At 60.1% G+C, this 25,661-nt stretch carries 23 protein-coding genes and 1 tRNA gene; 6 read left to right on the forward strand and 18 right to left on the reverse strand.

From position 1 onward, the window contains the following. Positions 1-88: 88 nt before the first annotated feature. Together V5E97_RS36010 and V5E97_RS36015 are read right to left on the reverse strand one after the other, a co-directional pair. Positions 89-451 (reverse strand): DUF1257 domain-containing protein, encoded by a 363-nt coding sequence (locus V5E97_RS36010; protein ID WP_406696364.1) that lies wholly within the window; start codon positions 449-451, stop codon positions 89-91. 687 nt (positions 452-1,138) lie between these two features. Then, entirely contained in the window at positions 1,139-4,528 is a 3,390-nt protein-coding gene (locus tag V5E97_RS36015; protein WP_406696365.1) for a hypothetical protein, read from the reverse strand. 1,307 nt (positions 4,529-5,835) lie between these two features. On the opposite strand from V5E97_RS36015, the gene V5E97_RS36020 reads away from it, so the two are divergent. Both V5E97_RS36020 and V5E97_RS36025 read left to right on the forward strand, forming a co-directional pair. After that, positions 5,836-6,961, forward strand: a protein-coding gene (locus V5E97_RS36020; RefSeq protein WP_406696366.1) for an IS3 family transposase whose coding sequence is annotated in 2 segments (ribosomal slippage) — positions 5,836-6,111 and positions 6,113-6,961 — 1,125 coding nt in all. Because the reading frame shifts where the segments join, the coding sequence is not laid out codon by codon here. A 66-nt stretch (positions 6,962-7,027) separates the two neighbouring features. Further along, positions 7,028-7,669 (forward strand): transposase, encoded by a 642-nt coding sequence (locus tag V5E97_RS36025; RefSeq protein WP_406696367.1) that lies wholly within the window; start codon positions 7,028-7,030, stop codon positions 7,667-7,669. A gap of 46 nt (positions 7,670-7,715) precedes the next feature. Here the strand turns inward: V5E97_RS36025 and V5E97_RS36030 are convergent, their stop codons facing one another. The 15 genes from V5E97_RS36030 to V5E97_RS36100 all read right to left on the reverse strand — a co-directional run bounded on the left by V5E97_RS36030 (position 7,716) and on the right by V5E97_RS36100 (position 19,356). Next, positions 7,716-8,399: a hypothetical protein gene (locus V5E97_RS36030; protein WP_406696368.1), complete on the reverse strand. Its 684-nt coding sequence runs from the start codon at positions 8,397-8,399 to the stop codon at positions 7,716-7,718. A gap of 293 nt (positions 8,400-8,692) precedes the next feature. Continuing rightward, the gene (locus V5E97_RS36035) at positions 8,693-9,394 is read right to left on the reverse strand and encodes a hypothetical protein (RefSeq protein WP_406696369.1); all 702 of its coding nucleotides are present in this window, start codon (positions 9,392-9,394) and stop codon (positions 8,693-8,695) included. 249 nt (positions 9,395-9,643) lie between these two features. After that, the gene (locus V5E97_RS36040; RefSeq protein ID WP_406696370.1) at positions 9,644-10,033 is read right to left on the reverse strand and encodes a transposase; all 390 of its coding nucleotides are present in this window, start codon (positions 10,031-10,033) and stop codon (positions 9,644-9,646) included. A 6-nt stretch (positions 10,034-10,039) separates the two neighbouring features. Further along, complete coding sequence (locus tag V5E97_RS36045) at positions 10,040-10,288, reverse strand: hypothetical protein (RefSeq protein WP_406696371.1); 249 nt, start codon at positions 10,286-10,288, stop codon at positions 10,040-10,042. 96 nt (positions 10,289-10,384) lie between these two features. Beyond that, positions 10,385-11,713 carry a tyrosine-type recombinase/integrase gene (locus V5E97_RS36050; RefSeq protein WP_406696372.1) on the reverse strand — a complete coding sequence of 443 codons (1,329 nt, stop codon included), beginning with the start codon at positions 11,711-11,713 and terminating at the stop codon, positions 10,385-10,387. 106 nt (positions 11,714-11,819) lie between these two features. Further along, positions 11,820-11,902, reverse strand: a tRNA-Leu gene (locus V5E97_RS36055). A gap of 217 nt (positions 11,903-12,119) precedes the next feature. Further along, positions 12,120-12,458, reverse strand: coding sequence for a hypothetical protein (locus V5E97_RS36060; RefSeq protein WP_406696373.1), 339 nt, complete (start codon positions 12,456-12,458; stop codon positions 12,120-12,122). A 27-nt stretch (positions 12,459-12,485) separates the two neighbouring features. Then, a complete protein-coding gene (locus V5E97_RS36065; protein WP_406696374.1) occupies positions 12,486-13,433 on the reverse strand; it encodes a type II secretion system F family protein in 948 nt (315 codons plus the stop codon). Positions 13,434-13,438: 5 nt separating this feature from the next. After that, a complete protein-coding gene (locus tag V5E97_RS36070) occupies positions 13,439-14,407 on the reverse strand; it encodes a type II secretion system F family protein (protein ID WP_406696375.1) in 969 nt (322 codons plus the stop codon). Between the two features lie 27 nt (positions 14,408-14,434). Further along, complete coding sequence (locus V5E97_RS36075; RefSeq protein WP_406696376.1) at positions 14,435-15,787, reverse strand: TadA family conjugal transfer-associated ATPase; 1,353 nt, start codon at positions 15,785-15,787, stop codon at positions 14,435-14,437. Between the two features lie 186 nt (positions 15,788-15,973). Beyond that, positions 15,974-16,435, reverse strand: coding sequence for a CpaE/TadZ family protein (locus V5E97_RS36080; RefSeq protein WP_406696377.1), 462 nt, complete (start codon positions 16,433-16,435; stop codon positions 15,974-15,976). Further along, the gene (locus V5E97_RS36085) at positions 16,429-17,157 is read right to left on the reverse strand and encodes a CpaE/TadZ family protein (protein WP_406696378.1); all 729 of its coding nucleotides are present in this window, start codon (positions 17,155-17,157) and stop codon (positions 16,429-16,431) included. Before V5E97_RS36085 ends, V5E97_RS36080 begins: the two co-directional genes overlap by 7 nt. A 150-nt stretch (positions 17,158-17,307) precedes the next feature. Next, a complete protein-coding gene (cpaB, locus tag V5E97_RS36090; protein ID WP_406696379.1) occupies positions 17,308-18,204 on the reverse strand; it encodes a Flp pilus assembly protein CpaB in 897 nt (298 codons plus the stop codon). Between the two features lie 46 nt (positions 18,205-18,250). Then, positions 18,251-18,793: an A24 family peptidase gene (locus tag V5E97_RS36095; RefSeq protein WP_406696380.1), complete on the reverse strand. Its 543-nt coding sequence runs from the start codon at positions 18,791-18,793 to the stop codon at positions 18,251-18,253. 386 nt (positions 18,794-19,179) lie between these two features. Further along, the gene (locus V5E97_RS36100; RefSeq protein WP_406696381.1) at positions 19,180-19,356 is read right to left on the reverse strand and encodes a Flp family type IVb pilin; all 177 of its coding nucleotides are present in this window, start codon (positions 19,354-19,356) and stop codon (positions 19,180-19,182) included. A gap of 468 nt (positions 19,357-19,824) precedes the next feature. On the opposite strand from V5E97_RS36100, the gene V5E97_RS36105 reads away from it, so the two are divergent. The 3 genes from V5E97_RS36105 to V5E97_RS36115 all read left to right on the forward strand — a co-directional run bounded on the left by V5E97_RS36105 (position 19,825) and on the right by V5E97_RS36115 (position 24,452). Continuing rightward, a complete protein-coding gene (locus tag V5E97_RS36105) occupies positions 19,825-20,757 on the forward strand; it encodes a prenyltransferase/squalene oxidase repeat-containing protein (protein ID WP_406696382.1) in 933 nt (310 codons plus the stop codon). Beyond that, complete coding sequence (locus tag V5E97_RS36110) at positions 20,750-21,748, forward strand: DUF362 domain-containing protein (protein WP_406696383.1); 999 nt, start codon at positions 20,750-20,752, stop codon at positions 21,746-21,748. The genes V5E97_RS36105 and V5E97_RS36110 overlap by 8 nt, the downstream gene beginning before the upstream one ends. A gap of 379 nt (positions 21,749-22,127) precedes the next feature. Continuing rightward, on the forward strand, positions 22,128-24,452 hold the full coding sequence (locus V5E97_RS36115; RefSeq protein WP_406696384.1) for an FG-GAP repeat domain-containing protein: 2,325 nt from the start codon (positions 22,128-22,130) through the stop codon (positions 24,450-24,452). A 51-nt stretch (positions 24,453-24,503) separates the two neighbouring features. Here V5E97_RS36115 and V5E97_RS36120 read toward each other — a convergent pair whose 3' ends face one another. Then, positions 24,504-25,007, reverse strand: coding sequence for a hypothetical protein (locus V5E97_RS36120; protein WP_406696385.1), 504 nt, complete (start codon positions 25,005-25,007; stop codon positions 24,504-24,506). A gap of 246 nt (positions 25,008-25,253) precedes the next feature. On the opposite strand from V5E97_RS36120, the gene V5E97_RS36125 reads away from it, so the two are divergent. Then, positions 25,254-25,556 (forward strand): hypothetical protein, encoded by a 303-nt coding sequence (locus V5E97_RS36125; RefSeq protein WP_406696386.1) that lies wholly within the window; start codon positions 25,254-25,256, stop codon positions 25,554-25,556. Positions 25,557-25,661 lie beyond the last annotated feature (105 nt).

Raw genomic sequence — 25,661 nt, forward strand, 5'->3', positions numbered from 1 at the left:
GGGATCTCTCCTGGACGAAAATATTGGGCGAGTGGGATTGAGAGTGGCAGGACTAGAATCGCGAGAGTTGGAATTACCGTCCGGTGCGTCAGCGAGCCTCGATGATCTGGAGCTTGATGCTGCCATCGTTCAACGACTGTTCGCTGACCGAGTAGCCCTTCTTTCTCGCTTCCAGCTTCGCCTTCTCGACGGCGTAGATTTGCAGGAAATGGTCGAGCTGCTTCGGGTCGCCCCACGAACCCTCAAAATTATCGTAGGCGACCTGGCCAGTGGCCGTGTCAACGACGACCGGGTAGACCCAGTCAGGCAGCTTGACGATTAACCCCGTGACCTCGCCGCTGAAGAGAGTGGCGGTGCCATGGACGGGTTCAGGCAACTTCAGCCGCTGGCAGGCGGCGAGGAAGGCGACGGGATCCTGGACCTTCGTGGCGATGGTGACGATGTGACTCATGAACGATTCTCCCTTCGAGAGTAGATTCAGGGTAAGGAGGGGATCATGGAAGAACGGCAGCTAACTTCCGGTCCTCGCCGACGAGGGACCCGTTGCGATTGACGCACCGGTCCGACGGCTTGGTCCATCAATTTATAGTGACAGGTTATTGCTAAATATTTAGGCGATGGGGCATCGCGATCGAAAGGACGGCCCGCTACCTCTCGATCTGAGGCCTCGGAGTGAAAGCCCTGACCGTTCATTCGTGGGTCCTACCAAATGCAAACTCCGTGAGCACCTCTCTCCCACGGTAGACTTGCGAAGCCCGACGAACTGACCGACCTGATGGCCCAGAACCGGGGCAGCCACCTTTTCGACGACGGGAGAGTCGACCTGGTCCGGACCAGTCTCGAGTAGGCTGAGTCGAGACGGGGGGCAGGCGTTTCTGTCCTCCGATAATTCCACCAGGGCGGAACACCCCAGGACCATTGAGGCGGTCGAATCCATCCGCTCGTTGACCATTGCCTGAAGCTTCAGCGAGCACTTCGACTCGCTGCAGCCAGAGAGTTGAGTCCGATCCCGCTGGGCGTTGGGTCCAATGGGACTCAGGCTGAAGTGCCATCGGTATGATCGAGAAGAAGCTCTCCGGTCCGATACCGATCCTCATCATTCCGAATGTCTCGCGTACCCGTCGCCCAAGGGTGGAGGCTATCTGTCGCTAATCACGGGCTCCGAAGACCGAAGTCTAGATTGGTCAAGCATGTGTACGCGGTTGAATACGAGCCGGGGGGCTTCATTTTCCCCAACCTTGAGCTTTTCGCCCAAGACCGTCCAGATGATGACCAGCTTTTTCGCCGCTAGAAAGTCACGAAGGTGATCAGGATCAACGAGCAGAGCCGTGGGGCCTGCCTCCGAGATACAGGGATCGAGGAACCGGAGGCGGCCATCTTGCGTGCGGTATCCTCCTTTGCCATCCCACTCGAGGTTCTTGTCCTCAAAGAACGGTCGTGCGGGAAGGGAGACCGTCAGACCTTCTTGAAAAGAGTCGCCCTGGACCACGAGAGAGTTGCGGGTTGGGACAACTTTGCAAGGGAGCCGCTTCTCGCCAAACCGAGTCTCGAAACTCTCCTTGTACAGGTTGAAGGGTGTCGCCCACGGATACTCACCCAGGAATCCGTCGTGGTAGTCGCGACCATCCGGCATCCAACGGCCCATGAAGTTCTGAGCACTAAGCCATTTCCAGCAGGTCTCTGCCTTCCGCGCCGGAACAAGATAGCTCTGGATATTCATCCAAACCAACCGATAGCAGCGAGAATCTTCGTTGGCGTCCTTGTCACGCCATTTCGGGCAGGCTTCGAGGATGATCCATCTGCTACCGCCTGAATCGACCTTCTCACTAAGGATCGCCTCCGACGACGGCAAATCGTCGTGTCTGCCGGTCCATTCTGCGTCGGAAAGCTGCTCCATGGCTGAAAAGCTGTAACCGTCAGGCAGCCACCACGCGGATTCTCGCCTCTCGGGATTGCCACGAACGAGCAGGCTCGGGTCGATATCCCGTCCGCTCGAATAGACAAGGGGCATGCGGAGCGGCTTTGGGTCCCACCGATCACGACGCGGCTTCACGTGGTCCGAAAGACAGACCGCGAGCCTCGACAAGGCGATCCACTGGTATTTCTTTCCGATTCGCTCGGCCCAGGCAGGCCTACCGCGTCCGCCGCCGTGACGATAAATCATATAGCCGTCGTAATTCGCAAGCTTCTCACCGCCATAGCCCATCTCCAGGACTTCATTGAAGATCCAGTGACCCATGGAAGCCGTGTCCATGGCGTGCTCGTATTCGCTGAGCCGCAAGAGCGTATAGCGGTTGAAATCGTCGCCGAGGCAACTTTGATAGAGACCGGGAAGCGACTCGTGGGAGTCCTTGTATTCAGCGATAGCTGCTTCATCGGGGACGATCAGGGGCCATTCGCTCTGGTAAGGTGGCATGTAAGACGACTTCTCGATCTGGGACGAAAGAACCTGATCGAGTTCGGCAAGTTCCAGGATCGATCGCGCATAGTCGCGGATTGCGGCGTTCTGGAACCGCGAGTGATCCTCGAAAACGAGACGATAGGTTGCTTCAGCGACCGAGGCTTCTGCAGATCGGTTTCTGCTCCGGAGCAACGCGCCGTAGGCGGCCGCTAGCCCGCGCTCCACCACATACTCGTCGTCGACGTCCGCGAGGCGCCGGATCAAATCGGCCCAGATCACGGGAACCGGTTCAGTGATCGTGACGAGCGCCATCGTCGCATGATCTCGAACTCTGCGATCGGCAGCGGCACAGAACCAGACCAGCACCATGGCCCAACGTTCGGCGATCTCCGGCGGGATTCGATTCGGATCCACCTGGAAGGCGGTCCTGATGAGCTTCTCGACGGGGCCGCGTTTCTCATCGAACCGCTTGTGGAGATAGCCGCACCAGAACTCGTCTCGAGTGCTCATTGCGGGACGGGCGAGGACATCGTGAAGCCAGAAAGCGTCTGCAGACGAAGGGAGGGCAGATATGGACAAAGCCGCGTCGAATGCCGTGTGAGAAAATCCCGGAAGGCCGAGGGACTCCTCGATGATTCGGCGAGTGGCGTCGCTGATCCTGGATGGGTCGCGCCAGGGAAGGGTGGTGATCGTAATCTGGAGGAGTCGGCGCAGGATGTCGTCGACCGCAGCGCAGCAATTGACTAATTCGACGCCGAATCTCTCGGGGATCAGGACGGCAAACGCTTCGAGGAGTCCTGCGTGGGCCTCGACTGCTGGAAGACTCTCGACCACGAACGAGAGCCCACCGACCGGGGCGAAGGCAAATCTGATCGTATCACCTTCATAGCCCTCGAGGTATTTCGCGGCGAGAAGACAATCGCCCATCCTTTCGAAGGCAATTCGCACCAAGTCCTCAGTCCCCGGATCTTTCGCATCGAGGGATGCGTCGATGATGAGAAGCCCCTCGCGGACAAGCCACTCCGTGAGAATGCCCCGAAGGTGTTGCTGGTTCATCACGGAGTCGATGACCGCATCGGCAGCTGATAGAGATAGCGAGCTACAGCGTTGCTTTTCCAATTCATCGACGAATGCCATGAGCCCGCGCTCGGGGTAGCGATAGTTGGGAAGGCTCGAGAACTCATCGGCGAACGCCTTGTTCTTCTGACTGATGAGGGCGTTGAGTGCCCCACTCACACCATGCCATCCGATCGGAAGCCGCTTCATCCCGGCCGCCACCATTGCCTTGCAGACGAGTTGGAGGAAGAGAGGGTTGGCGAACTCTGGCTGGAGGATAGGAACGACCGGCGGTTCGAGCGCATAGTGTTCGAAAAACGCCCAACAGGCATCGAACTCGACTCCCTCGAAACCGCCATGAACAATGCGCACTCCTGGCATAGCGTCCGGCAGCACCTGCGCCTCGTACGTTGACCGGCAGGTCACGCAAAGCTTCACCCATGAAAACCGCTCGATCTCCGCGGTCATGGCGAGAAGGTGGTGTCTCCAGAAATCACGGGGTTTCGTCTCATTTACGCCGTCGATGCAGAGGAGGAGAGGCTTTCCTGAAGCCTCGCCTGCGGCGTCGAGTGCGGCGAGCAACGAGTCGCGGCTGAGCGCAGCGTCGAAGCCGAGCAATTGGCGAATCTGGTCCCATGGCTCCGAGGCACCATTGAATCGGGCGCCGTGGAGCATCACTGTTCGAAGCCCTCTGCTGTGGCGCTCGACCGCCGCGTCACAGCTCGAATGGGTCTTCCCGACCCCCGCGAATCCCGTCAGAGTGAGGATCCGGGCATGCGAGAGGTACGCTATGGGCGAGCAGACCAGGCCAGTGAATCGATCCAGAAATTCGATAATCCTGTCGGCGCTATCCACGTTCGTTGCAGGGAAACAGCACTGGTACTCCGCCTGGAACTGGCGGAACGATGCCGAGTCGGCGCTTCCTTCACCGAACCTGGCGTCGAGCTCGCTTGACAGTTCGCTTCTGAGGCCACGAAATTTAGACAAGGCTTGTTCGGTCTGCTTGGCGAGAATGGCCGGATCGATCTCGACCTGCCTGAGTCCCGCAGTACGCCGGAATGTCGAGAACACGTCTTCAAGAGCGTCCCCGGCCTCCGCACCCGAACGCCTGAGTTCCTCGGGAAACGGCGCACCACTCCAGCCCGAATCCGAAGTCCTGGCGACATCCTTTCGCCAGGACTGGAGGAATTTGCCGAGCTGGCCGAGATCGTCATCAAGTGAGGCGTACCACTCATCGGTGAGCCCGAAGGCCTCGAATGAGCGAGAAAGCGAGTTGTCGACGCTCAGCTCCGGAGTGTATCGCGGACCTGCACTTCGGATCGCCGACTTGAGATGGGCTGCGAACCAATTCTCGCCGAGGATCGTCTCATCGAACCAGAATCGGAGGAGACCTCCGTCTGGATCGAAGGTGTGGAGGCTATCGAGAATGGTCGAGGAAGTCTCGAGTCGTACCTGGATTGATACGCCTGCTGCTTTAGCTTCGGCTACCCACCGAGAACGATGTTCTTCGAAGGCGTCATGCTGGCTCTTCGCACGGTTCCCTCCCTTGGCTTTTCGACCCGTTGGTCCGGTCAGGTCGATCGGGAAGCAGATCGTGTATCGTGTTAGTCGAGTATAGTGGTCGGGTAGGCCGCCGGTGAGGTAATCTTACGATCCCTTTCCCTTCGGCCCCCCGCCAAACCGGACGTGACTCTTTCGATGTCATCCGGCTTTCCAGTCACTTGCTTCTTCGATCGTTAGTTTGCCACGATCTTGGATGATGCCCAGGACCGTCTCGGCGTCACGCATCTCGCGTACCTCCTCAGTCTTGGACGTCGAAGTGACCTGTCTCCCTTCGCCCTGTGGCCGGCTTTCCCGGCCTCCGACTACTACGGAGACTCCGTTGCCCTGGGGGTCGCCCCCCGAGGGTCAATCTCGTGCTGCACGAACCCGGCACGTAGTAGCGCGGTGCAGGTCGTCCACTCATCCCTACACTCGGACTCGTTGTCCGATGTCGCACTCGCGGCCACGGCGTCCCTCGTTGCGGGACGTTGAGAGGCGGGGCCCAGGCCCCTCGCGTCGAGTGCCGTCACATTAACCAGCATTGTGACGGGAGAAATCTGACTCCGACCGGGATTGGACTTCAAGCAGTATAGCCTTGACCATGCCGCGCGGGTCTCGCGGGGCGTGCGTCCCGCTGGCGGTCCGCCCCCCGCTTCTCCGGCAGGCTCTGTTCCCCTTGGCCTCATCGGTTACGGGTAAGCCGGATGACCCAGGACACGATTGCCCGAGTGTCCTCCTCTCTGAGAAAGGGATGCCGAGTTCGCCGTTCACGACGCACGACCCCGAAATTCAGACCACCAGTTAAGCTACACTGGTGGTCCGGAGGAGGGGAACGCATGGCGGGTAAGCGGAAAGTCCACACGGCAGCGTTCAAGGCCCAGGTCGCCCTGGCGGCCTTGAAGGGGGACCGTACGATCAACGAGTTGGCCGGACAGTACGGCGTCCATCCCACGCTGATCCACGGCTGGAAGAAGCAACTCCTCACCGGTGCCGAGGAGGTCTTCGGGAGCCCGGCCAGGGCGGCCTCGGCTGACGCCGAGTCCCGTCAGGCCGAGCTCTTTGAGCAGATCGGCCGGCTCAAGATGGAGCTCGAGTGGATGAAAAAAAAAGTTACCCCCTTCGGCTGAGGACCGGAGACCCTTGATTGAAGCCGATCATCCTGGGTTGAGCGTCCGCCGTCAGTGCGAGTTGCTGGGCCTGAACCGATCGAGCTTCTACTACGAGCCCACCGGCGAGACGCCCGAGAATCTGCGTCTGATGCGGCTGATCGACGAGCAATACACGGCCTGCCCGTTCTACGGGAGTCGCAAGATGACCGCCTGGCTGGATCAACGAGGTGAGAAGGTCAATCGGAAGCGAGTGCAGCGTCTGATGCGGATGATGGGCCTGGAGGCGATCTATCCCAAGCCGAGGCTGAGCACAGCCGGGAAGGGCCACAAGGTCGACCCATATCTTCTGAGAGGTGTGAAGATCGAGCGGTCGAACCACGTATGGAGTACCGATATCACATATATCATGTTGAGAGAGGGGTTCATGTACCTGGCGGCCGTGCTCGACTGGTACAGCCGGTACGTGATCAGCTGGCGGCTGTCGAACACGCTGGACGGCTCGTTCTGTCTGGAGATGCTGGAAGACGCCTTGAGGGTGGGGAAGCCCGAGGTGTTCAACACGGATCAAGGGGTGCAGTTCACGGCGGAGGCGTTCACCGGGAGGCTGGAGTCGGACGGGGTGGCGGTGAGCATGGATGGGCGAGGGAGGGCGTTGGACAACGTGTTCGTCGAGCGGCTCTGGAGGACCGTAAAATACGAGAATATTTACATCCAAGGCTACGAGTCGGTGCCGGAGTTGCAGCGAGGCCTGAAGCGTTACTTTGGCTTCTATAACGAGGATCGGCTTCACCAATCGCTGGGATATCAGACTCCAGGAGCGGTCTACCGTGACATCAAGGTCACGACGATCTGATGGGGGAGTAGCTAAGGATCGCCGTTTCTTGGTCTAGACAATGGGGTCCACCATAGGAGCCGGATCGTGGAGAGCCGGCCCGATGGCGACATCATCATCTGGCCGCGGCCCCAAAAGCCGCGTGGGATGACGGGGGAGCAGTATCGCCGCTACCCCAAGAGCCTGCTGATGCGCCAGGTGGCCGTGAATGCCCGCGACAGGGACAACCGCTCCGAGCAGTTCAAGGTCATCAGCACGATCCTCGACGCGTCGATCGATAGCGGGCAGTTCGGCGACCTCTACGAGCGGAGGTGGGACGGAGAAATCGATATTCGTTCAATCAAGTCGACGATGCAGATGGACGTCCTGCGGTGCAAGACGCCCGAGATGGTGCACAAGGAGATCTGGGCCCACCTGCTGGCGTACAATCTGCTCCGCACGGTGATGGCTGTCGCGGCCAGTGAGAACGGCCTCGAGCCTTGGCAGGTGAGCTTCAAGGGGGCCAAGCAAGCGGTGACGGCGTTCGCCCCGAAGATCGAGGCGGCGCGGCCAGCGGATCGGCCGGCGCTGATCGACGCGATGCTGGCGGTCATCGCCTACCACCGCGTCGGCAACCGCCCGGGGCGATGGGAGCCGCGGGCGAGGAAGCGCAGGCCGAAGCCAGGTGCCCGCCTGAACCAACTACGAGCCGAGGCCAAGCTGCCCCAGAATCGCAAGAAATGGTTCTAAAGCTAGTGCCATTCGTCGATCAGACCGACGCACTGCGGTTCGGTCCTCAGAGCTTGGAGTTAGTCAGATCCTCACCGAAGCTCGCGGAGAATTTGGTTTTGAATAGCTCGCGGCGGGAGTCGAAATTTGGATCCGTAGTGAGGAGATCGTTGATGTACTGGCCGAACACTGTTTTCACAGCGGGGTAGATTAGGGTTGGGTCCATACGCACGGTCGGGCAGTCTCTCCCGTCGTCGTACTTCGTGCAGATGTCTGGATCGACGTCGAACATCTTGCCGCGGAGTTGATCCTGGCCAGTCAGGCCCCCGTAGAGAGGTATATGGCACTCGTGGAGGATGCCGCACCGGAAGCCAACGTAGAGCACATCCGCGTAGGTCTCGAGCTGAGCCGGATTTCCTCGCGGATTGGTGTACTCGATCGGTTGGGGTAGCTGCGTATCAAAGGGCGGGATGGTTTCCTTGAGGAAATCCTTGAAAGTTTTCTGTGTGGACCTGGTTTTGCCGAGGTAGTACTGGCTCAGGGTGTCAATGAGCATGCAGGTCAAGGCCATGAGCGAGAAAGCCTGGTCAAAACCCGCCTTGAGGATACCGTCCGGGGGGACGATGTACCACTCGTTAATCTTCCAGTGGAAGGCCTCGATCACCTCGGCGAGATCGTTCCAGGCGATGTCCTCATAGAGTTTACCTTGATAAATGTAACGATGTTTCCGCTCCGGACGGTAACCCACCATGACACGCACCTACTATGATCTCTCCGACGTCTTTCACGGCATTTGGACCCTGCCGGCATGCAGGAGAGGCCGATGGGTTTGCCAACGCCAGGCTATGCCAGTTCGGGTACAGATTCCCTGTTTTCTCCGTGATACCCGCCCCAGCGTTTTCTCGATGTCTCGTAGCCGTCGCTAAAGGCAAAACCTCGCCGCTCTCCACCCGCTACTTCGGAACCGGGGCCTCTGAACCCTCGACGGCCTGAACAGTGGCTTAGTTCGGCTTACTCCTCATTAAGATCGACCTGAGATCCCGCCTACGGCTTTCGTCGGCTCTTTCCCAACCGGGTCTCGATGCTTATAAGTTGCTTTTCGAGCATGGCAGTAGACCTCGAGAGCTCGCGTACACGGGCCTTCGCTCGCTCGAGCTTCTCGACAAGAATCGATTTCTCTTCATCCCCGTCAGGCGGCGGATCATCGGTCCAGAGGAAGCGATAGGACTTCAGCCACTCCTCGGTCTGGGTGAAGGTCTTGTCCAGCGCCTCCGCCAAACTCCGCGCCTTCCGGCGTGGGCGACCTCCCGGTGACTCTCTTACTCCTTTGACTTGCTTGATGCGCTCCTCGAATTCCCCGATGGTCCACCCTTCCCGGGCCAAACCCGTGATGATGGTCTTTCGCTGGCTCTTGTCCCCGACCATCGCGAGTCGATGGAGGTGCGTGACGGTGAGAGGCTTCCCCTCACGGGTCTTGATCCGGCCTAGCCGGATGAGATCGGCGAGGCCGAATCGGGCGAAGAAACAATGGGCCGCCCTTGCCTTACCCTCCCCACAATTGAACCGCTCATGCGCCTTCCTGGCGGCCGCCTTCGATCCGATTCCTTCGAGGCGAGCCAGTTCAGCGACCTCCCGCCCAAGTTCAATAAAATCCCAGTGGGCCGGAACGACACCATCCGGTGGACGCGTGGGCGCACTCGCAGACTTTTTGGACCCCGCCTGCCTCGTCCCCAACTTCCTCGCCATCGTGGTCGCGGCCTTTCTTTTCTCCACGAAGATGCTGACGGTTTGCGAGCGAGTCTACACGATAATCGAGATTCCACATCGTGTATGTTCACTGAACGGATTTCGTCGCTCGCTTTTATTCACCAAGATCCGTGTTGGCTTCGAGCGCCCTCTCCTTCGCGCGGCCTCGTGAAGCTCGCGTGGAGAGGTCGAGCAGCCAGTCAGCGACCGAGGCCGAAATGTCGTTTCAGAAACACTCCTGCCAACCTGTCAACTCGCCACGAGCACCGCTTGGAGCAGGCCGCCGGCTGGGCGCGGTAACGGTTGAATCGCCGGAGAATCGGTCACGACGCGAGAGCGGTTCACATTGGCATTGCGTACGCCGCTCGCGGGTGGAACCACCTCAAGATGTCTTGCGGAGATCTCGTGCAAGGCAGAGCCGATCGCCGCCGTGGCAGTCTCCGTCGTTCGCGCCGCCACCGATCGCAACGCCCCCTTGACCTTCGAGAACCTCTCCTCGATCGGCGTCATGTCCGAACTCCACGGCGGAATTGGGATCAGTCTCGCCCCGGCGTCTTCGATCGCGCCGACTACCGCCTTGGCCTTGTGCGGCTTGAGGTTATCCCAGATCACCACTTCCCCGGTCCGCAGTTGCGGCACCAGGACCTATTCGACATAACTCGCGAACAACGCTGTGTCCATGGTCCCCTCAATGACCAGAGATGCCGTCACCCCCGAGAGCCGCATGCCGCGGATCAGGGTGACCGTGTACCAGTGGCCGGGAGCCGACCCAGGGCCCCGTTCGTCCGCGGGGGCAAGGCCATGGGGCCGGGGCAATGACGGATTGGCTCCGTTCTCGTCGACGAAGGCCAAACTGTTTCGCGTCAGTGCCCGCCACCCGCGCGCATGGGGCACCTCCTCAAGAGGGATGCCCCTTTCAAATCGCGTGCCATCCAAGTTGTTAGCCGCTCCAAGCTCCGGAGTCGTATCAATGCGAGTCGGCCGCGATATCTACCCGAACACGCTCTTGATCGCCTCTGCCTGGACGCTCGGATACAGGTGGGAATACCGTTTGTGGACTTCGGCCGTCAGGTGGCCGACCCACTCCTGGAGGAGCCGCTGGTCGATGCCCCTCGAGGCGCAAGCCGAGATGAACGAGTGTCGCAGGGTGTGGTAGCCCCTCACCACGGACCATGGCGAATCGGCCAGCGTCCGTTTGAGGTGGTCGTGGGCCTCATCTTTGGTGATGGGGCTAATACCCGCGCCCTCGCGATTGCGGACCTGCTTCATCCTGGCGCCGCGCGTCTTCGCTCGTCCCTCGCCCGACTGGTGGCCAGTCGTGCGGCTCCGCTTCTTACTCCGCATCACCTCCCCCGACTGGCAGAATAGCCATGGGCCGCCAGGATGAACAGTGATCCAATCGCGGAGGACGGTGGCCAGCGATGAGGAAAGCGGCACGCGGCGGGTGGTCCGCTCGCTGTGCGACCGCTTCCGCTCCCGCACCGTGATGATGCCACCCTCGAAGTCCACGTCGGAGATCCGCATACGAATCAGTTCCGACCGCCGGGCCCCCGTATAGGCGGCCGTGGCCATCAGGGGGTGGATCCACGGATGCCCAGCGTGGTCGCGGATGTAGGCGAGCAGTTCTTCGACCTCGGGCTGGAGAAGGTACAGGACGTCCCAGAGTTCGGCCTTGCCCTTGGCGGGGAGGCCCGCAACCTGCCGCTCGATCTCGACTCGGGTCTGAAACGGCGGCTTGGCGTCCTTCTTCGGATAGCGTAAACCCCCGTTGGGGAATTTGCCCGCGACGAGATCCATCCGCGCGCCCCAGTTCCAGGTCGTCCGAAGCGTGACGACCTCCTTGCGGATCGTGGCAGGAGAAAGCTTCCCTCGGATGCCCTTCGCCTTCGCGCGGCGATCGACGTAGGCCTGCAGGTCGGACAGGGCGAGATCCCCGATCGGGAACGCCTCCCCGAGGGCGACCACCAGGTGCTTGAAGTGAAGCCGAATGCCGTCGAGGGTTCGCTCCTCCAGCGTGCCGTTGCCGTGAGTCTCGAGGTAGCGGTCGCGGAGCGATCCCAGTGTGAGTTTGGCTGCGGGTGCCACAGCGCCGTCCTTGGCAAGAATCACCTTACCATCCTGACGGACGAACTCGACGATGCCGATGCCCGGCGGGTGCTCGATCAGCCCCTGACCGAGGCGCATAAGCAGGTAGTCGATCTGATCGGCCTTCGATTTGGCCTCGGCCTCGGTGACGTGGCCGATCGTGAAGACACGTTGCTTCCGCTGGTATTCGAAGAAGACCCGGAAACTGCCGTTCCGATTCTGAAGCGAGGCCATGTGCCCTCCTGAAGGGCCATGCCACCCCAACGCGACGGGGGCGATCTTACCAAATTCTTACCAAGGGCTGTGGTAAGATCACCCAGGATTTGCCGTAAGTCTTTAGTACCGAAGGTGGGACTTGAACCCACACGGGTGTTACCCCACCGGATTTTGAGTCCGGCGCGTCTGCCATTCCGCCACTTCGGCCAAGCTTGAACACACGAGAGATTCGACATCCCCGTGGGGACGTCGTAGCTCGTAGGACACTATAATCCGTTTCTCGAGGCGATTCGTCAAGACGTCCGATCCGAACTCGCAACGGAATGGGGCAAGGCTCCCACTCTATTCGCTATAACCCGAAGAAAGTGACCAAGTTGACCGGGTTGGGGTCGTTGGATGCGAGGTCAGGATCAATGAGTTGCGGTCAGCCCTTGCGGAGGAGCATCGCGAGGACTCCGGTCCAGAAAATCGCGAAGGTGATGACGTACGACGACTTCCATGGGCTTTGGCGGAAGATCCCCGAGAACATTTGCTTGAGGTCAAAGCTCGCGGTCTGGTAACCACCGCTCAGGATGTCAAGGATGGGGGTCTGGATGTGCGGGTAGACTCCGAAAAGACTCTGCCAGGACGCATAGCAGAGCAGGCCCGCTTCGTAGACGATCGGCGAAAGAATCAGGATCAGGGAAAAGACCATGAAGCCCATGACCCTGGTTCTTCGACTTCGGGGGCGTTGGTCGAGCGTGACCGAGGTGAATTTACGCATGACAATTCTCGTGGAGGGCGGATGGCCTCAACCCTTGCCCAACATCGTAGTGGCGATCTGGATGCCCGCGGGGCCCACCAGAATGACGAAGACACCCGGAAAAATGAACAGGACGAGCGGGATCATGATCTTGACCGCGGTCTTCGCCGCCCGCTCCTCCGCCAACTGACGGCGCCTCAACCGCATCGAATCGGACTGGACCCGAAGCGCACCGCCAATGCTCGAGCCGAACTTCTCCGCCTGGATCACCACCGCGGAGAGCGCCCGCATGTCGTCGACACCCGTCCGCGTTCCCAGGTCGCGGAGCACGTCTTTTCGTGCGCGGCCCATCTGAATCTGGAAGTTGGCGATCGCGAACTCCTCGCAGAGCACCGGGCACGAAGTCGACAACTCGGACGTTACCCGACGCATCGCCGTGTCCAGGCCTAGTCCTGCTTCCACACAGACGACCATCAGGTCGAGCGCATCGGGCAAGGCGAGAAAAATCGACTCGATCCGTTTCTTGCGGAGCTGGCTCACGTACAGGTCCGGCAGGTAAAACCCGACCGCACCGGCCAGAATGCCGTAGGTCAAGCCGGTCTGGGTCGCACCATATCGTGTAACGACAATGGGGACCGCAATCGCAAGTGCAATCAACAGGCCGACCAACTTCCAGCCATAGTAAGCCATTACGGCCTGTTCACCTCGAAAACCAGCATTGAGCAGGGTGAGGCGAATCTTGCCGAGTTCCACTTCGTTGGTCGGCCGTAAGGACTTGCCGATCTTGGAGGCGGCTTCCGAGACTTTCGCCTGGAACTTCGCCTGCTGCTGCTCCATCTGCTTCAAGTCGTTTCGCGACGTCGTCGGGTCGAGCAAGCGCTTCAATCGCTCCTCGGCCGTGGAGGGCCGGCGGTCGGCCATCGTCGTGAGTAAACCCCAGACTCCCAGGGTGATCGTCAGAAAGACGGCTACGGGAACGAGCGTTTCCCAACTCATTTGGCTTACACCTTGATCGCGACGATCTTTTTGATCATCAACGCTCCAAGAAGTTGAAAGGCGGCCGTGATGGCCAGCATCTTGGTGCCGATCGACGTCGTGAAAAGAACGCTGACATACTCATAATTCGACATAGACAGGAAGCCGAGCAAACCCGGTGGGAGGGCCAAGAGCACGATCCCGGAAAGCCGACCTTCCGCAGTGAGCGATTTGACGTGACCAAATAGCTCGAACCGTTGACGGATCAGTTTGCCGATCTTGTCCAGAACCTCGGCAAGGTCACCACCGGTCGCCCGCTGAATCACCACGGCGATCACGAAGAACCGGACGTCGACCGAAGGCACTCGATCGGCCAGACCGCGGAGGGTGACCTCGAGCGGGATGCCCAGGTTTTGCTCTTCGAAAACACGGCCGAACTCGTCGGCGATCGGCCCCTTCATCTCCTCGGAAACCAGGTGCAGCGCCGAAGCCAGGCTATGCCCCGCGCGAAGCCCACGGCCGATCAGTTCAACGGCTTCAGGCATCGCGTCGAGAAACTTCTTGATCCGTTGCTTCTTCCGATGCACGAGCCAGATGAATGGCGTGATCCCAAGCACCGCGGAGCCCAACGGAAGCAAGTAGATGGGAAGTTGGAACAGGAGGCCAATCAGGGACCCGGCCAGCGACAGCAAAACGACAATCCCCATGAACTTATTGAAGGGGAGATTGACGTCGGCCTGCTCGTAGAGCCGGCTCAAGTTTTCGAGGTTGGGGATGAACTTGGTCCAGAAGAGCGGCGTCTCGAGGTCGATCGCCGGCGGCCGAAGCAAGATTCCACTGCGCAGATCGGCGTCTTTCTTGGGTCGCGAGATCAAGTCGTCGAGCCGCTGTTCCGCGTGCGACCCTTCGGATTTCCGAAAGGCCAGGCCAAGCCCCAGAAAGAGGGTGACCACCGTCAATCCGGCCAAAATCGAGACAATCATCTGTTCATTCATTGAGAGTCTCCCCCATTGCTGTTGGGCTCAGTCCTTGAGGAGAACTCGCTGGCGGAAGACGTCGGTCGTAAGGTGATAGCCGGCGTATTCGAGACGGTCCATGAAGGTGGGCCGGATGCCCGTCGCGATGAATTCGCCGAAGGCTCGACCATTCGCATCCACTCCCTGTTGCTTGAAAGAGAAGATTTCCTGCATGATGATCGTATCACCTTCCATGCCGATCACTTCGGTGATGCTGGTCACTTTTCTCGGCCCGCCCTGAAGCCGGCTGGCCTGGATGATCAAGTCGACGGCCGATGCGAACTGGGACCGGAGCGCCCGGATTGGGAGTTCGAGTCCAGCCATGCTGATCATGGTCTCGAGTCGGCTGAGTGCATCGCGCGGGGTGTTGGCGTGCACGGTGGTCATCGAGCCTTCGTGACCGGTGTTCATCGCCTGGATCATGTCCAGGGTTTCGGCGCCGCGACACTCGCCGATGATAATCCGGTCAGGCCGCATTCGGAGGGCGTTCTTGACCAGGTCGGTGGCCGTCACCGCGCCTCGACCTTCGATATTCGCGGGGCGCGTCTCCAGGCGGACGACGTGGTCCTGCTGGAGCTGCAATTCGGCGGCATCCTCGATCGTGATCACGCGATGGTCGGGCTGGATGAAGCTTGAGAGTGTGTTCAAAAGCGTCGTCTTACCGGAACCGGTTCCTCCCGAGATGATCACGTTCAACCGAGCCTTCATCGCTCCTTCCATCAGGGCGAGCATCTCGGGGGTGAACGCCTTGAAACGGAGGAGGTCATCCTTGTTGATCGGTTTCGAACCGAACATACGAATGGTGACCGCCGCGCCATCGAGGGCAAGCGGGGGAATGATGGCGTTGAATCGCGAGCCGTTGGGAAGTCGAGCGTCGACCATCGGTGACGTCTCATCGACTCGCCGGCCAACCCGGGAGACGACCCGATCGATGATCTGGAGCAAATGCTCATTGTCGCGAAAGACGACTTCCGACCGAAGGATCCGCCCCTCCTTCTCGACGAAGATCTTCTTCGGTCCATTGATCATGATGTCGGCAATCTTGTCGTCTTTCAGCAAGAGCTCGAGCGGACCGAAGCCAAAGGTCTCGTCGAGAATCTCACTCACCAGCCGCTGCCGCTCGTTGCGGTTGAGCAATGGGTTCTCGGTATCGCAGAGATGCTCGACGACCACCCGGATCTCGCTCCGGAGGGTGTTCGGATCCATCTCGCTGACCCGATTCATATCGAGTCTGTCCACCAACTTCATGTGGATATGACGCTTCAACGTCTCATACGCAACCTCGGCCGGATCCGGTTCCTTGGGAGTCTCGCGGCCCCGGTTGACCGCGGGAGGCGGCGGAGGAATCGGACTGGGCATCGGCGGCGGCAGCTTGCTCGTTGGACTTTCGGTTGTGGCAGGAACCGAGACAGGAACGGGAAGTGGGACTGGAACAGGAACAGAGACCGGCGTCGGTCGAGGTCCAAACGGTGTACGTCCTAATCCTTTAATCATTGCGCAACTCTCCAGGAGCTGTCACGGTTCCACCTTGATGATCGGCGTCGATCAGAAGAAGGCCGCGAAAAGGCCTTTACGGGGCTTACTCTCTTCGACAACAGGGAACGGACGTAGCGCTCGGGCGATTTCGAGAATCGCTTGATGGGCCTTGCTGCCCGAGGCCACTTCGTCGAGGGGCACACCCCGGGCCCGAGCCAGCGTGAACGATTTCGTCGCGTTGGGGATCTGCCAGGAGATTGGCATCTGGAGCGTTTCTTCGGCCTTTTTGAGGCTAATCTCCGACTCGTGAGCCCCCAATCGATTGACGACGAGGCGGACCCGATCGGTCAAGCCTTCGTATTGTTGGAACAGATGCAGTAATCGGGCGGTGTTTCGCAAACAGGTCAGATCGAGTTGAACGACCAAGAGGATCACGTCGGACAACTCGAAGGCAAGAAAGTCGGAGGACTGGAGGCCTTTGCTGGTGTCGACGATGACCGACGGAAAGGACGCTTTGAGCATCATCAACACCCGGCGCAGGGCCTCCGGGTCGATCTGGGCCGACTCCTCCATTGTGGTCGGGTGCGGGAGCAGTAGAGACCCGACGAGTGGCGTGTGAGCGAGCGTTTCAGGAGCGTCTGGTCGAGTCGGTCGACACTCTGAACGATTCCCTGAAGCGTGTTGTCGGTGACGAGGTCGAGACAGGCGTCGATGGAGCCGAACATGAGGTCAAAATCGACGAGGATCGTCTCGTGCGCCGAGGCTTTGGCCAGGGTTGTCGCAAGATTCACGGCCAGAGACGTACAGCCAACTCCTCCTGCGGCCGCCGTGACGGTAATGAGCTGCGGGCCCCGGTCGCCTGCTTCCGCCTTCGCTGCCTTCGGCGTGGCAATCCGGTTGATCGACTCGAGAAGCTCCTCGGAGCGCGTGGGCAAGGTCAGGAACTCGCGAACCCCGGCTCGAATGACGCGGAGAATCACGGACGTATCATGCTGCTTGCTGGCGGGCAAAACGACGACGTCGGGGGAATGCTGAAGGATCTGCTGAATCAGGTCGAAGGCCAGCTCGGAATCGGCATCCATGACCACGATCGCCACGTCGGGGTTGATCTCGGCCACCCGCTTGGCCGCCCCTTGATACGCTCCACAAACCTCGGCAAGCCAGAGTTCGGACACTCCGCTGATCACGCGAAGGAGCGTGAGCCGAGATTCGTCGATCGGATCAATGAGAATAATTCTAATGGCATCCTTCATGGCATTTCACCCAGCGGAGCATCGTGCGAAGGAGAGCGGTGGATCCAGCCGAAAGCTTGAGTTGAGTTAATTTGCCCCGGCCTTGCTCCGCGCACTTCAGAGGGTCAGGGCGGCATTCAGCGATCGCCAACGCGGCTGGAGTACCGATGATTACTGGTCGCTCGGAGGAAAGGCCTGGTCTTCCGCAGAATGTTCCACGCCTTCTTTGCTCAGAGAAAGTCGCTCCGCGTTTTGAAGTCCGCGGTAAATCCAGATGACCCGCCGCTCTACAGCCGGCTTCGAGGTCGGCTCCGGCTCCTTGACGACCGGTGTCGGAGGAGGAAGTGGCAGTTCCACCGGCTTGACCTCGACTTCGACCGGAGCGGGAACGGGCTCACGCTTAACAGGGGTCAGCTTAAGGTGGTCGTTGAGTCCCCGCAGGGCCAGTGAGAGCGATCCCTTGGTCCGAGCCGCCACGAGAATATCGACCTGCTCCGGACTCACCTCGAGGGTCACGGTCCGAGACTGGATCGAGCGATCATCGGGACGAGTAAAGACTTGTCCCGAGGCCAGCACGGGAATGTCTTGGAGAATGGTTTCGGCCTCCTCGTCCCCTCGGTTATTCGTCGGGATGCTCAAGACCACATCGACTCGATGGTCCGGCAAAATGAAGCCGGAGACACCCGTGTGTTCGTTGACCTCGAGCGTGAAGGCCCGCATTCCAGGGTGGATTCGCGAGACAAGACCGGCCGGACTCCCCTTGGGTGCCAGCTTGCGTTCGAGAATCGGCTCTCCCTCAAGGGTCTTGATCATGACCCAGCGATCTTGAAGATCCTTGAAGCTGGCGAAAGTCCCGGCCGGAACGCTCGACTTGGGCATCGAGACGACTTTGACAAGGTCGGGCTTGAGGGTCTCCTCCACCTTCAGGTCGTGCAACGCGACGATGACATCCTGACTCTCTTGGACGACCGGGTTCTGGTTCTTTGCGAGCATCCGGCTCGTACCGTACATGGCACCGAGCCCGCTCAGAGCGGCCAACCCCAACATTGCCAACGACTTGCCGTTCATGGGCGTTCCCACCACTTTCCGCCGTCAGTAGGCGTGTCTCAAGGGATCAGACCAGAATCCCCATCCAGGCGAAGTAGGCGATCGAGCCCACCGCGATCGGGATGCCATAGGGGAGAAGCATCATCGTTGGCTTGCGTGCGGCCGCGGTCGCCGAGAGCTTCTCAGGATTGCGGACCGTAAGAATCTCATGACTAATCGCCTGCATCTGAACCCAGTGCTTGACCAGGTCGCCCGACCAAACCACCATCGCGATCGCCATCACTCCGCCCACAATCACCGAGACCGCAAAGGCTCCGAGGGTCAAGGTTGGCCCCATCCACGCACCGATTCCGGCCATCAGCTTCACGTCGCCGGCTCCCATGCCTCCGATCGCATGCAAGGGCAAGAGGAGGGCCAAGCCCACCACAGCCCCGGTGAACGCCCAGAGCAGCCCCGCGCTTCCCCCCGAATAGGTCGCAAAGGCCAGACCGCCGAGCACCATATGGAAGGTTAACCAGTTGGGCACCTTCAACTTCCAACCGTCGATCAGGGCCGCTTCCACGAGTACGGCCGAGACGAACCAGGCGACTTCTTGAGAGACTTGCGGCATGATTCCTTATCCTCGCGACGTTAAGGGGTAAGTCGAAGAATCCTGAGAGGTGGCTCATTGCCTTCGATCTTGACTGGCTTCCTTGGAAACTTGGGTCGAATCCCCACGGATGTCAAATCAAAACTTGGGTGTCGCTTGAAGCCGCATACACTGAGACAAAAAGGAATTGCGCGCCGAGTTCTCTCATGACGAGGAACCTGTATCTCCACGCTCGAGGGAAGTAAGCGGCCAGGTCGTCGTGGTTTCCTGCTTTTTTTCTCGGGGCCAAAAAACGAAAAACCCCGGACAAAGCGGTGGACTTGCCTCCCCGCCTCGCCCGGTGGTCAAATTCCGTGTTGGTCGGCCACTCGATGGCATCTGGAATGACGCCATCAAGCAAAGAGAGCTCAGCTACCAACCATTGAACTGTTGACCGTGGTGAACGTGCTGCTGGCGCTGGTGCCAAGCGTCCGCACGATCGTGATGCAGGCCACGAGGATCAAGGCGAGCATGACGGCGTACTCAACCGCGGTCGGGCCATCTTCGTTGACCAGGAACTGACGAACCTTCTTGACGATTTGCATGGGACTCACTCCACTCTTTGGGATGACGAAGCTGGACGCTATTGGAGAAACGATCTCATCCACACTGATGAGGTGGATTCGTAGGATGTGGGTTGATTCCGCGGAGTCGGTTAGGTCGCCTAGGCCTCATCGCTTGGACGTCCCACGCCTCGAACATCGCAAACCTAGGTCATGTAATTTGGCGTTGTAAAAAAAACGCGATTTATTTTTTTTGACCGCCTCATGGGTCGCCTCCGATGGCCGATTCCCACCCACCACCGACCATGTTCTATAACTCTTTAAAGGGATTGATGGTCCGGTCACCAAATCGATCCGCGACGATCCCCTCCGTCCCTTTCCCGGAACGAACGTTCAGGCGAGCCGGTGTTGTTCTTTCGAACGTTCGTCCCGGTCGAGAGCCAGACAAGCTCGACGTTCTTCGGCCTTTGTAACCTTGCCATTCCTTGCCGACTCGAGGTGGTTTTGGAGATGCCAGAGAACCAGGTAGTGCCGCGTGAATGGATCGGAGCCGCTCGCCGTGAGTTGCTTGCTTTCCGAGCGACCTCGGCTGGCTGGGGATATCGGAACGGGTCGAGACTGAGCGTCGAGCCGACAGCCCTTGCAGGGCTCGCGTTGGTCACCTCATCCGAAGACTCTCACACGGACGAGTCGATCGTTCGACGCGCTGCCGATTGGCTCGTCTCGATCCAGAATCCGGACGGCTCGCTCGGGATCTCAGTGGGACACTCCTCGCCCTGCTGGCCGACTCCCTACGCTCTCCTGCTCTGGAACACATTGACTGGTTATGAACAACCACGCCGACGAGCCGCCGCGTGGCTGCTCCAGCAGCAAGGTCGGACGAGCGCCGGATCCGACCCCGACCACCTCATCGGACATGACACAACCCTTGTCGGCTGGCCCTGGGTTACGGATACGCACTCGTGGCTGGAACCCACGGCGATCGCGATCCTCGCCCTCGGTCGGGAAGGTCATGGCGACCACCGCCGGGTGCGCGACGGGATTCGCTTGATCTCCGATCGAGCGCTTCCCGAGGGGGGCTGGAACTACGGGAACAAGGCCGCCTTCGGCAATATCCTTCGACCTCAACCGGCCCCCACTGGCCTGGCCCTGTTGGCGCTCGCCCAGACTGAAGCGACATCGAGCGTCATCAAGAATGGGGTTCAGTACTTGCGGGAAACACTGCCGAATACCCGCGCTCCAGCCTCGCTGGGATGGGGCGTGCTCGGACTCCGGCTTTGGAACGAAGCGCCGCCGGAGTCAACCATGTGGCTGACCGAGGCCTATCGCCAATCCGCCGGCCGGCCTGACGGCGCAACACGACTGGCAATGCTGCTGTTGGCCGCCGGTGAAGGGTCGCTCCCGCTCTTCGTGGGAAAGCAAACGGGAGGTCGTCGTGGATAATCCAGGGATTCTCAAGCGTCGCACTTTTCTCACCGGTACGGGGGCCGCGCTGGCGGGGGGAATGGCCGCCAAGCTCGTCTACGACCAGAACGAACATTCCCTGCGCGGGGATGTGTTCATTGCTTCCGCGCCCACTTACACAGTGGATCTGGAATCAAAGATCCGCGAGGGTTTGCTGGAACTGGGATTCGGCCCGAAGCAGGTTTCGGGAAAGTCGATCCTGCTCAAGCCGAACCTGGTTGAACCGAGTCGCCAGGCGCCTCAAATCAACACAAACCCCGCCTTGATCCGCGCAGCGGCCGAGGTCTTCAAGAGCTGGAGCGCGCGCGAAGTCTTCGTGGCGGAAGGGCAAGGCCACTGTCGGGATACCGACTTCGTGCTCGAACAATCGGGGCTCGGCCCAGTGCTCGACCAGGAGGGAATCGAATTCGTTGACCTGAACCACGACGAACTCGTAATGACGTCCAACCCGTTGCGTTTCACGTCACTGACTCGGCTCGCCCTCCCCGCCTCATTGCGTCGGGCGGACCTGATCGTCTCGATGCCCAAGCTCAAAACGCATCACTGGGCGGGTGTCACGCTTTCGATGAAGAATCTTTTCGGTGTCATGCCTGGGATCTTCTACGGCTGGCCCAAGAACGTCCTGCACCATGTCGGCATTCCGGAATCCATCCTCGATATCAACGCAACCGTCCGCCCGCATCTGGCGATCGTTGACGGAATCGTCGGTATGGAAGGGGATGGCCCAATCATGGGATCACCTCGACAGTCGGGTGTCATCGTCATGGGAACAAACCTGCCTTCGGTCGACGCCACGGCGGCACGACTCATGGGGATCAACCCCTGGCGCGTTTCCTATCTTGCCGCTGCTTCCGGGCGGCTCGGCGCAATCGCTGAGGGGCATATCACCCAGCGGGGCGAAACGATCAAGTCCCTCGCCCAACCGTTCCAGCTGCTCGACCACCCGAGCTTCGCCATCTTACGAACGTGATCAGGTCCTCTGGGCCTGTCATTCGCCCACCGAGGGGAAAAAAAGACCGGCCCGGCTCCACGATCCTCTCCTTGTCTCAGGGAGACGACGCGGAAACCGGGACCGTCCGGTTCGGGGTCGGCGCGCCCCAAGGCGGAACCGGGCAAAGCGAACCTCGTACCGTGAAGTTCAAGGGCAGCCCGCAGGGACGATCACGCTCGATTTCTTTGTCCCGAAGATCTTCTTATCCTCATACGAATGTTCAACATTCCCACGATTCTCCCCTGCCCCGTCTTGCCGTCGTTGCAGGCCTTTCGTACCCTGTTGCTTGATTATTATGCGATTTAGCGGGATTAGATAACCTGGGGCGATCGCGATGAGCGCAGCGCTGAGATGCCGAATGGGATGGATCCTGGCTACAGTCCTGACCGTCTCCACTGGTCAAGCGCTCGGAGACGAGCCTCGGCTGGCCGACTACTTCGGGTTCCTGCCCCTGGAAGTCTACAAACTCGACCCGAGGATGGGGAATCTCATCCTCAAGGACCTCGATGGCGACAAGACCGATGACATCGTCGTCGTCAATAACGGCCGCTCGAGGATCGACCTGCTCCTGAGCAGCAAAAAGCCGGGCAAGGAGCCTGAAACAACTCCCGCCGACGATCAAGAGCCGAATCAGATTTCGAGCGATCGGCGGATGCGGCTGGTGAGCGTGCCGGTGAATAAGGAAGTCGTCAGCTTGCAAATCGCCGACTTCGATGGCGATGGCCGTCCCGACCTCGCATTCTTTGGCAACCCCGCTGAGCTCGTCATCATGCTGAATGACGGTCAAGGGGGCTATTCGAACGTGAAGCGGCTCAATGCGGGAGAGGCTGTCGAGAATCCCAACGCGTTGACGGTGGGCGATCTCAATCGCGACGGTCGCGCCGACCTGGCCCTTCTCGAGACGAACGAGATCGAGATAGTCTATCAAGGAGAGGGGGGAAAGCTCGGCGAACCCGAGCGCCTGCCTCATACCGCGAGCAATCCCCGGATGCTCAAGGCGGTGGATATCGATGGGGATGGTGGCGACGATCTCGTGATTCTCGACGGGGGGACGGACGACCCGATCCGGGTCCGCTTCTCGGTACCGGGTGGAAAGCTTGGCCCCGAGCAACGCTTTTTCGTCGAATCACCCCGGGCGATCGCGTTCGCCCAGATCGACGGAAAAGCAGGCGCCGAGCTCCTCACAATCGAGTCGCAGTCAGGGCGGGCCCGGGTCCTCAAGCTCGATGAGGCCGAGAACGATGAATCGGGGACGCGCGGCCGGCTCATTTTCTACCCGCTTCCGCCAGGCAACGAGCGTGGGCGATCACTCGCGTTGGGCGATCTCGATGGGGATGGCAAGGTCGACGTGGTGGTGACTGACCCGGCCAACGCCCAGTTTCTCCTCTATCGCCAGTCTGGGCGAACCGGTCTGGGCGCCGGCCAGAGTTTTCCCGCCCTCGTGGGAGGTCGGACGGTTCGGATCGCCGACCTCGACGGCAACGGAAAAGCAGAGGTCATCGTCCTCTCCGAACAAGAGAAACAGATCGGCCGAAGCGTCCTGGACGATGGTCGACTGACGTTCCCAACCCCCTTGCCCATCAGTGGTGAACCCGTTGCACTCGACGTTGCCGACCTCGACGGTGATAAAACCCCCGAGGTTCTCTACGTCGCTCGGACCAAAACGAACGGCAACGAGAACTACTCGTTGCGTGGCGTGAAGCGTGAAGCGTCGGGAACGTTTGTTCCGTTCCGCTGGGGGCAGGAAGATGAGGTCCCCTTGAAGGGACTCACGAGCGCCCCGCCGGCACTCCAGATCCTTGACGTCAATCGTGATGGCCAACCCGACGTGCTCGCCTTTAATTCGTTCGGCCCGCCGCTCCTCCTGCTCGGCCGCGCGGGGGGAGAGCCCCCTGCCCCCGCCGGCGGGAGCCTTGGTCCGCTTGCAGGCGTCACACCGGCTGGCCTGACCTTGGCAGAGCTGAACGGCCCGGCCTTGATCGTGGCCCAGAACACTTTTGCGCGGAACCTGCAACTCGACAAGCAAGGGGTCTGGGAGGTCAAGGATCAATACAACTCCGGTCGCGGCTCCGCTCAGATCCTGGGAGCCGCCGCGCTGGATCTTGATGGGAACGGGACCAAGGAGGTCGTCCTTCTCGACAAGAGCTCCAAGTCACTCCTCTTCCTCGAGTACCGAGACAAGGTCTATCGCCCGAACGGCTCCCTGGTGGTTGGCCCCATCGACTTCCAAGGAATGCATGTCGCCGACCTTGACGGCGATGGTCGCGATGACCTGCTGCTCGCCGGGACCGATCGCTTCGGTGTGGTCCTGACCGGTCAAAAAGGTCAGCGGCTGAAACCGATGGCGAGCTACGAGTCAAACCGGACCGAAGCCAAACTCGCCGACCTCGCCGCGGGCGACCTGAATGGGGACGGCCAACCCGATATCGTCCTGACCGACATCGCCGAACACTTTATCGAGATCGTCACGGCTTCGAGCCCGACCGACCTCAATCGTGCGTTCGCGTTCAAGATTTTCGAGCGCAAGTCGTCCCGTGGCCTCAATGATATGATCGAACCACGCGACCTGGGCATCGGAGACGTTGATGGCGACAAGCGAGCCGACCTCGTCCTGATCGTCCACGACCGCATCCTCGTCTACCGGCAAGATCCGGGCAAGCCGGCCGACGAGAAGGCGAAGTGAGTGGATTAAGATAAGGCCGAGTTAGCCCTGACGGCACGCGGCCGCGAGCGATCAGGGCTGACTCTTGCTCCCCTCGATGACGAGATCGATCGCCGAAAAATGCTCGTGATCGCTCTGCGTCTGCTTGCTCTCCACGCGCACCAGGTAGACCCCAGGCGTGTCGATCCGCACCGTGTTCCGTTGACCGGCCTTGGCACCTGGCTTGAAATCCATGTCGAATGCGGTTTCGAGAACGACATCATCGCCAAGCTCGGGCAGATCTTTCTGGCCGACCTTGTCCTGACGCGCGATGAAGAAATGCACGACCACATTCTCCAAGGTCTTGTGCGGATAGACGTTGGTAATCACCCACTCGATCCGGATCGGATCACCAACCTTCGCCTTGAGAACCGGGCGCGGATTCTTACCTGACTCGGGCGGGGTCTGGTCGACGAACGCCGTCTGCTTGGTGTTACCAGGACCGGTCACGTCGAGGTGGATCTTGGCGTGCTCTGCCCGCGTCATCGAACCAAAGCAGGCCAGGCCTAAAGTCGCAAGCATGATCGATCGCATCATCAGCATCTCTCCCGGTTCGGGGGGATTGGCGGATTAGTAGTGACAAGTCCGAGCGTATCGCATCGTAAACGAAGGGCCGGTTCGCCATCTATCGTGTGGAGGATTCCACGACTCGTTCTTGCTCGTCGTGATGACCGATGTTCCTTGTGTGATAACCTTGGATTCGGGTCCCCTCGCCCTCCGGCATGGAACGCGTTGCGTACAATCGCCACGACCCGCAAACCCCCTCGAACGGGAGTGCGACAGATGAAATTCCGTACGGACCGCTGGTACGTCCTCTCGAGGATCGTGACGCTCTCGATGGCGTTGACCGTCCTTCCGGCCTGTAGCGCCTCGGCGGGACACAGGTGGTCCAAAACCGCCCAACCTCCCGGCACGGAACCGTCGAGAAGAACAGCCTTTCGTCCGATCCTCTCGAGTCTCCCGACGCGGACCTTTTATCCGTCGGGCTATGCGGGAGCCACTTACCCTCCGCTCGGCCAGGGCGACCGGGCCGCGGTCCGCTCCGCGAGACGGCCGATCTATTCGGGTTGGTTCGGGGGCCGCTGAGTCGTTCGCCCGGACGAAGCCTTGCCACCACTGGAAAATCCGGGAGCGCCTTGGACGCGATGATCCGAAACGGATTACAATCCAAGGGGAGTTGAGAGAACGATG

Origin of the sequence: Singulisphaera photorubra (assembly GCF_045290345.1) — a bacterium.
Lineage (GTDB): Bacteria > Planctomycetota > Planctomycetia > Isosphaerales > Isosphaeraceae > Singulisphaera.